General features: G+C 59.2%; 8 protein-coding genes. 5 read left to right on the top strand and 3 right to left on the bottom strand.

The window, feature by feature from the left end; all coding sequences use genetic code 11:
* Positions 1-51: 51 nt before the first annotated feature.
* The gene (locus IVA87_RS23530) at positions 52-864 is read right to left on the bottom strand and encodes a transposase (RefSeq protein ID WP_247335184.1); all 813 of its coding nucleotides are present in this window, start codon (positions 862-864) and stop codon (positions 52-54) included.
* Positions 865-1401: 537 nt separating this feature from the next.
* Between IVA87_RS23530 and IVA87_RS23525 the strand changes: the two genes are divergently transcribed.
* Positions 1402-3468: a recombinase family protein gene (locus IVA87_RS23525; RefSeq protein WP_247335180.1), complete on the top strand. Its 2067-nt coding sequence runs from the start codon at positions 1402-1404 to the stop codon at positions 3466-3468.
* Between the two features lie 5 nt (positions 3469-3473).
* On the opposite strand, the gene tnpB is transcribed toward IVA87_RS23525, so the two are convergent.
* Complete coding sequence (gene tnpB / locus IVA87_RS23520; protein WP_247335177.1) at positions 3474-3779, bottom strand: IS66 family insertion sequence element accessory protein TnpB; 306 nt, start codon at positions 3777-3779, stop codon at positions 3474-3476.
* On the bottom strand, positions 3776-4171 hold the full coding sequence (locus tag IVA87_RS23515; RefSeq protein ID WP_229172567.1) for a transposase: 396 nt from the start codon (positions 4169-4171) through the stop codon (positions 3776-3778). Before IVA87_RS23515 ends, tnpB begins: the two co-directional genes overlap by 4 nt.
* A 79-nt stretch (positions 4172-4250) precedes the next feature.
* On the opposite strand from IVA87_RS23515, the gene IVA87_RS35425 reads away from it, so the two are divergent.
* From IVA87_RS35425 to IVA87_RS23495, 4 genes are all read left to right on the top strand, one after another.
* The gene (locus IVA87_RS35425; RefSeq protein WP_346658378.1) at positions 4251-4757 is read left to right on the top strand and encodes an HK97 family phage prohead protease; all 507 of its coding nucleotides are present in this window, start codon (positions 4251-4253) and stop codon (positions 4755-4757) included.
* Between the two features lie 75 nt (positions 4758-4832).
* Positions 4833-5171, top strand: coding sequence for a hypothetical protein (locus tag IVA87_RS23505; RefSeq protein ID WP_247335173.1), 339 nt, complete (start codon positions 4833-4835; stop codon positions 5169-5171).
* Between the two features lie 16 nt (positions 5172-5187).
* Entirely contained in the window at positions 5188-5385 is a 198-nt protein-coding gene (locus IVA87_RS23500; protein WP_247335172.1) for a hypothetical protein, read from the top strand.
* A 331-nt stretch (positions 5386-5716) separates the two neighbouring features.
* Positions 5717-7060, top strand: a complete 1344-nt coding sequence (locus IVA87_RS23495; protein WP_247335170.1) for a hypothetical protein — start codon at positions 5717-5719, stop codon at positions 7058-7060.
* The last annotated feature ends 1196 nt before the right edge of the window (positions 7061-8256 follow it).

The raw sequence follows: 8256 nt of genomic DNA, 5'->3' as shown, positions 1-8256 counted from the left end.
GATCCCGAGGGGCCTGCCCTCATCGCTACCGCAGCTTATGCACACAGATTCTCAGACCATCTCGATCATCCTTTCTGTGTGCTTCTGCAGCACACTATCGTCGGCGTGGATGCGTTCCGCACTCATGACGTGGATCCGGATGGCCTCAATGATGGGATCGAGTGCGACCACGCAGGCGCCGACCCGATCCGCCAGGGTCGAGACGTCGATCTCGACCCCTTCGCGGGCATACGTCTTGCTCTGCCGGTTCAACGGCTGATGTAGCAGGAACTTGTTGACCAGCACCATCGCCAGCAGGTTCGGCCCAGCAAAGCCTCGCGGGATCGGATGGGAGGGCGCCGGCGCCTCTGTGATCGCCTCGCAATCTCGGCAGGAGAACTTTTCGCGGACACGCTCGATGATCTTCCAGCGCCGCGGCTCACATTCCAGGGTCTTCGAGACCACCTCGCCGAGCTTGTGTAGCCGCTCGCTGCCGCACTTACCACATGCGCAAGGCGCGGGTTCGACGACGCGCTCGACCGGCAGATGGTCCGGCAACGGACGTCGCGGCGGCCGTGGATTTTGCGCGCGCTTCTCCTTGGCGACCCCTGGCGCGGCGAGTTCAGCCTTGGTTTCCTGTTCGGCCTGCGTCTCTTCGAGATCCTCGATGGCAAGCTCGAGCTGTTCGACCAGCAGCTTGCCGCGTTCGGAGGATTGCCCGAACTGTTCGCGCCGTGCCTTGGCCAGCATCAGCTTCAGCCGCTCGATTTCCAGTCGACCGACGGTCACTTCGCTCTTCGCCAGCGCCAGTTGTTCGCGCTGCGCAAGGATCATTGCGTGCGCAGCCGCAAGGTCGGCGGGAAGCGGATCGGAAGGCGTTGTCACGAGGGCAAATCAATCATATTCGCCGCTAAAATTCGCGACCGATCTCCCTCGTGAGTCAATAAGCCACAGCTTAACCGGAAGCCTGCGGACGCCAGGTTGCCTGCGGCATTCGCCAGTCAATTCCGGACAGGAGGGCATCGGGAGATACCCATAAGAGTGACGATGACGTGGCCACCTCCGAAGAGGTGGAAGTCGTTGATCCGCGTCATCCGCTTTATGGCCGGCGCTATCGATTAATCTCGATCGGCAAGGAGACGACAACACGCGGAGCGTGCAAGGAGCTCTTTGCGCGTGTACATTACCGATTCGGTCTCACGCTTCTTCTGCCGCTCGGGGGCGACGAATCTTGAGCGGAACGGCTTGCCGCGCGCCGCGCCAACCAAGCTGAGCCTCGACGCGCTGCAGGACTTAATCGCGTTGGCCGAAGAGAGCGGGGGCACATGCCCATCGAACCTCGAGAGGTCTGGCGCAGTCTGCCGGAAGCGCTCCGGCAGGCGATCGCAGAGGATCTCGGCCAAGTCCTGCGGGAGATGAGCGATGGGCTCGGAACTCGTCAAGCCGGATCACCTGGACCGCAAAGCAGTGGTGTATGTGCGGCAGTCGACGCCACACCAAGTGATCACCAATCAAGAAAGCCTAAAGCTTCAGTACGCCCTCTCGCAGCGTGCTCGCGAGCTCGGATGGCACGAGGCGGACATCGATGTGATTGACAGCGATCTTGGGCAGAGCGGCGCTGGCGCAGCGCACCGGAAAGGCTTCAAGGACTTGGTCGCCCGCGTCACTCTTGGTGAGGTTGGCCTTATCCTATCGATGGACGTGACGCGCCTGGCGCGGAATTGTTCGGATTGGTACCCGCTACTTGATGTCTGCGGGCACCGTCATTGTTTGATCGCCGACCGGGATGGCGTCTATGATCCTGGGACACCCAATGGCCGCCTGCTGCTCGGCCTGAAAGGTACGATCTCAGAGCTGGAATTGCACACGATCAGAAGCCGGATGACCACTGGGCGTATGGCAAAAGCCGAACGCGGTGACTTGGTCGTGCAGTTGCCGGCGGGCCTTGTCCGCGACCCTTCAGGGGTGGTCACCAAGGATCCCAATCTCGAGGTGCAGGGGCGCCTGTCGCTGCTCTTCGAGACCTTCCTGAAAGTACGGACGGCCGCGCAAGCGATGCGGGCCTTTGTTGGCCGCGGCTTGGCACTGCCTCGCCTCGACCGCCATGGCGATCTGCGCTGGCAGCCTGCGACGGTGTCGGCCGTGACGGCGATCCTGAAGAATCCGGCCTATGCAGGCGCCTTTGTCTATGGAAGGACTTGGCAGAAGCCGTCCAAAATACCGGGAGAGCGTCCACAAAAGTCTCCGCGTCGTGGAACGGACTGGAGGACCGTGGTGAGGGAAAAGTACCCGGCCTATATCGACTGGGAAACCTTCGAGAAGATCCAGGCGATGCTGCGCGACAATCGTGCGGAATACCAGCACATCAAGAGCCGCGGAATCCCGCGCGACGGGGCAGCCCTGCTTCACGGCATCACCTATTGCGGCGAATGCGGACACAAGATGGCCGTGCGCTACAAGGGCGGCAGTCAATATGTCTGCAATCATCTGAAAATCCAGCGTGGCGCACCGGAATGTCAGAACCTGCGCGCCGCACCGATCGACGCACAGGTTGCGGCGGCATTCTTGGAAGCTGTGGCACCGGCGGAAATCGATGCGTTGTCCAAAGCGCGCAAGACCCATCTGCAGTCCGAAAGAGCCCTGCGGCACGCTGAAGAGCAGCAGGTTGAGAGGCTTCGCTATCAGGCAGCCCTCGCCGAGCGCCAGTTCAATCGCGCCGATCCCGATAACCGGCTCGTGACAGGCGAACTGGAACGACGGTGGGAAGCCGCTCTATCGGAGCTGCGCCGAGCCGAGGAGGCATTAGCCCAGCGCACGATGCACAAGTCCAATGAACCCTTGGGCGTTCCTCACGATCTGCGTGCCAAGGTAATCGCCCTTGGAAATCGTCTTCCGGCGCTATGGGGCAACCCCGCAACCCGCAGGGACCACCGCAAGGCGCTCTTGCGCTGTCTGATCGAGAAGGTGGTGATGCGCCGCTGTGCTCGGGACAAGGCTGAGGTGCGCATTGTGTGGCGCGGCGGCGCGACCACTGAGCTTGTAGTGACCCTACCTGTGAATGCTGTGGCTGCGCTGCCGCGTCACAAGGAGATGATAGAACGCATATGCGCATTGGCGCGGGATGGCGCCTACGACGATGAGATCGCGCGCATTCTGACGCAGGAAGGACATCACTCGCCATGGGAGGCTGACAAAGTTCTGCCGATCACGGTCCGGCGCATTCGTCTCAAACACCGCCTCAAGGTGCGGCATCGAACACGGTGGTCAGCGGTGGCCGACCATTTGTCAGTAACCCAACTAGCACAACGCCTCAGGATACCCGTCAAATGGATTTATGTTCAGCTCAAGCGAGGGAGCATCCTGACCACCCGAGAGGCTTCGGGCCGCTTCCTCTTTCCTGACAACACAAACGCGTTGCAGGCCATTCGCAGCTTGAGAAATCATCGTATCGCGCAGATTGATCTGAGGGAGGATCACCGTGAAAAGTAGGGGCATCAACAACAGCCCTCAAGGAGATAGGATAGTTGCGCAACGCTGATTGTCACAACGCCGTCCGCCAGCGATGGCCACAAGAAGCGGCCGCGCTCCAACCGCTTCGTGAACAGACATGCGCCCTGGCCATCATGCCAAATGATCTTGATCAGGTCGCCGCGGCGGCCCCTAAAAACGTAAAGATCACCAGCGTGCGGATCACGCTTCAAGCTCTCCTGAACCAGACGCGCAAGGCTCGGGAAGCCTCGGCGCATATCGGTATGGCCGGTCGCAAGCCACACCCGCACATTACCCGGTATGGCGATCATCGGCGCTCAAGCACCTCGAGGACCCGCGCCAGCGCCTCCGGGTCGACGTGCGCATCCACCCGGATGCGTCGCCGGTTGCCAAGATCAATCTCGATCAATCCAGTACGCGCGGACGCTACGGAGCGCACCCGGCCGTCACCCGCAGGCAAAAGCTTCGGAGTTTCCTCCACCTCCGTAGCGACGATCTGCACCGGCGCAAAAGATGGTACAACCTGCTCTGATGTCCGTGCTTGTCGACGCCAGGTAAACACTAGGCTGGCCGCGACTCCGTTGCGGCGCGCAACCTCAGTCACCTTCGCGCCCGGCACCAACGTCTCTTCGACAATCCGCGCCTTGTCGTCCTGCGACCAGCGCCGCCGCCGCTCCAGCCCGCCCAAAACCTCGACCCGCATCGCCTGATGACCTTAAAGCTAGACTTAAGGTCACACGCTTCGCGAATTACCTCGCGTCACGCAAGACGGCGCCCGTCGGATGCGTACGATGGGTACCGTGAGTCGCCCAAAGCACGCCAGGGCCATTTGCCTAACGGCAGGTAGCAGCCATCGCGCGCTGTGGACTTCGATGAGACGAACAGGGTGCCGGCGCGCGGAGCGACGGGCCGCGGCTCTTCGCACAATCATCTGCCCCGGGGCGGGTAAGGCCGCTGGCCAAGATCACCAGCCGGGAGCGACGATGGTACAACGACTCCGGAGATCCCGGTGTCGACGGCGGCGCCGTCGAGATTGGGGCGGGTACGAACTTATGAGGATGGGCGCTCTATCGGGCATGTCAATCGGCTACCGCGCGACTTCTTGGGTCATTCACGGCAAGAATCATCCTGCAAGGCGCACCTTGAAGGCGGTGAAATTGTTTGAGGTGTCGATTGTTAGCGACCCTAGCAACGGTCTTGCCCGTGTCGACGCTGTGAAGTCTCACGACGACGAAGGCACCCGCTTTAGCCGCGCCCTTGCTGAACTGGCTGCGGCGGTCCGCGCGTAACTACCTCAACGCCGCGCCGCACAACGTCCCGGCCATTGTACTGGGACGAACGGCGGCGCGCACCTAGGGAAACATATGGAAAAATCGGACTGCATTAATTCAATCATCAGAAAAGCGAACCGGACCATACCGTGGCGGGCGTCGATCGAAAAGAAATGGCCTGACGCTCGCAATTTCACTGCGGCTTGTACACTTCAGAAGATCGTGGACGAGGCGCGCGACTTATCCGACGCTGACTGGCAGCGGCTTCGGCCATATTTCGTTGATGACTCTTTCGAATCAGCTTGGAATATCGCGTTGACAGCGGCGTGCCGGAACGTCGGTTACAAGGGGCATGTCACCGATATCGAGTCGTTCGTTCGCCACCTTATTAGGTTGCTTCGCGACCCGCAGACGTTCGCGATGGCGGCCTAGGAGGGAGGAGAACGGCATGATTTCGATGGGAGAGCCAATCTACGGTTTCGTTACCAAGGGCGATGGGAAAGCGCTGAAGGCGCAAATTGTCGGTGTGGACGTTGCCGAGAACCGGATGGTGATTTTGTACGAAGATGGCAACGAAATGCACCTCGCAGATGACGTGCCGTTCTACACGCAGCGCTTCGCTGCAGAGTGCGCGACAGTTGAATGATTTAGGCCGCAATGCAGCGCGCGGCGCAAAGATGAAAAGAATTTGGTTTATGGTTGACATACAGGAAGGCGTCACGAAGTGAATGCCGCAGAAGTAGATAAGGTTATTGCTGGTGTCGAGGGGCATAAGATTGCGCAAGGGATCATCGCGAATTGGAATCCCGGTGACGTGCTTCATGGAATGCACGCAGCGAACCAGTTGGGCGTTCTAGCTAAGTCAGAAAAGCTGTCTCGCGAAACGTGCTGGTCTGTCTTTCAGGCGGGATTTTCAACTCGCAAGCTCACACGAGCAAGCGGCGCTCCTTCAGGAGAGTTTCAATCGCGCGTTTGATATGTACGACCGTGAAGACGCGTTGGCGATATTCTGCATGGAGCACGCGAACGATAACCAGCCGCAAAGTAAGTTCTGTGTGCCGCGCGGTAACACTGATCCTTTTGAAATTTCGCATCAAGGTGGGTTGCTTCAGAAGATTACAGAATGGATTCTCGATACGGCGAGGGTACCGGTTCGAGAATTCGCGACGATATCCACGCTGGCTTTCTTGGGTGCGTTGTTTGGGCGTCGCTACGTCACTCCGACCGGATTGGGGCTGAACGTCTATATGGTTGGTGTGGCCGGTCCAAGCTTCGGTAAGGACCACGCGCGCGGTGCAATTGAGATGTTGGCTGACGATTGCGGCATGCCATGGCTGATCGGGCCGGGTGACGTGACGAGCGACAGCGCAATTGAGAAGGCGGTTCGGCGTGCACCCGTGCATGTCATGCCTATGGACGAATTTGGCGCGCTTCTTCAGGGGGTAACGGGTAGCCAAGCAACATCTTGGAATCGAACGGTCCGGAAGAGTTTCTTGGAGCTATACAGCCGGTCGACGAAGCGTTGGACGGGGAAAGAGAAGGCCGACGACAAGAAGGACTCTAGTCCGATTTTTTTCCCAACGGTCTCATTGCTCGGCTTCTCAACGCCTACTGATTTCTACACTGGCATAACGGAACAGAGCTTCAACGACGGCTTCATTGCGCGACTGACGATTATTGACGTCAAGAACGCGCCACAACGAAAGAGAGGGCGGCCGGTGCTGGTAACTCCGCGCGAATTGGTCGAAGCGGTGCAGGCGGCTTACATGCTGGCGCCGCTGAACGAATTGCAACGTGTTGCCGTAATGAGCGGCGGGCAGAAGCCAAAGATGCATGTATGCGACTGGGGCGAGGGGGCTGAAGATCGATGGCTTGAAATCGAGAATTGGCAGTTGGAATGCCTCGATAGATACCCCGACAAAGAGGGTATCTTAGGCCGGGCGGCGGAGCAGACCCAGAAGTTTGCGACCTTGCGGGCCGTGTCCCGTAATCCGGCAGCGCCGGTGGTAGAAATCGGAGACGTCGAATGGAGCTACGCAATCGTACAGAGGTCGCTCGACACCATCGAAGATGGCGCGGCCAAGTACATGGTTGGCAGTGAGTCCGAGGCGCTGCGAAATGCCATCCTGCGGGCCATCGAGAAGGCCGGGAGCAAGGGTATCGCCTATTCAGACCTGACACGCGCCAAGGGCGTTAAGGCGGCTAGGCCGTACGAGCTTGAAGCGTCGTTGAAGTGGTTGGAAGAGGGCGAGCAGATGCGCGCGACGCGGAGGCCGGGCGCAAGGGGGCGAGCGGGGACACGGTACTTCCTCTCGTCGTAAAACTCGTCGGAATCGACGTCTCGTCGGAAAAAAATGTGCGCGACGGCAGCCCATGTTTGGGTTGTCGTCGTAACGACGTCGGAATTTTTTCCGACGACGAATACTCTTGTTATTTTCAAATGTATAGGGACCAAAAAAGAGTTCTCGTCGTAATTTTTTGGCCCCATAAAAACCCTGAAACCTATCTGTTCGGGGGAATGCGCTGTCTAGTCGCTCCAGCCGGTGCGCCCACGGTCGGTAGCGGCTGACCTGGGGCACGATCTAGCGGTTGATGCGGCCGGGCGAGGCCCATCGTATAGGGCGGCGCGTCACTGCTCGCAGTCCGCACATTGACTCTTTCCATGGTGACTGCAGACGCGATCACGATGACCGTGACCAAGGCGGCCGCAAACAGAACTAAGGCTGTCCGATGCTGGTCCATCATTGAACCTCCCCGAACCGGCGCTAATGGACCGTCCCCAACGCGTTAGTGAGGCCGTAGGTTCATTTAGACGGTGTTCGGTAAGGGTGTGCTGCCGGATAGCGCGCCACAGACCAGCAGGCAGACCCCGGCCTAGATAGCTAAGTCTAGACAGGCACTCCCGCATTCGAGCCTTAGTGGCTTCAGCCACGGCTGCAACCTGCTATCCTAGGTCGGCTCCATCGATCCCGATTTCAGTGAGCAGACCTGCCCTATCGGACCTGGGAAATCGGCCTCGCAACTAAGCACCGACGGTAACGATCCTCAGTTCAAAGAAGGGATGACTTAGATGCCCGGGTACTTGCAGAAGGCGATCAAGAATCCACTCTTCGCAACTGGATGCGCCGTACTAGGCGCCTGCGCTGGGTTGCTATTCTTGGGTGAAGGCGCTCGTCCAGGTGGCTTCCTGCTCAAGCACAGCACAGATACGGTGTTTCCGCCTGCTTTCAGAGACTTTGTGGGCTCGGCCTCGCTACCTCTGCCTAACCTGCTCTGGATATGGACCTCCGCTACTATCGTTTTGATCTTGGTCGGTCTCGGTGTTCTTGGTTCGAACCTCCGTAGCATGAATCGAAACCTTCAGCTTGAACTGAAGGTGAAGCGCAGTTTTCTTGAGCTTGCGAGCGATATTGATCTTGTGAGCTGCTGCCGGTTTGATGGACACCAGGTTAAGCTAATCCCACCTTGCGCTCGAACTCAACCGGGCTGAGATACCCGATGGTCGAGTGCCTGCGGA

Source organism: Bradyrhizobium sp. 147 (assembly GCF_023073935.1).
Lineage (GTDB): Bacteria > Pseudomonadota > Alphaproteobacteria > Rhizobiales > Xanthobacteraceae > Bradyrhizobium.
The sequence above is the reverse complement of the archived record's forward strand: the minus strand, read 5'-3'. Positions and strand labels throughout refer to the sequence as shown.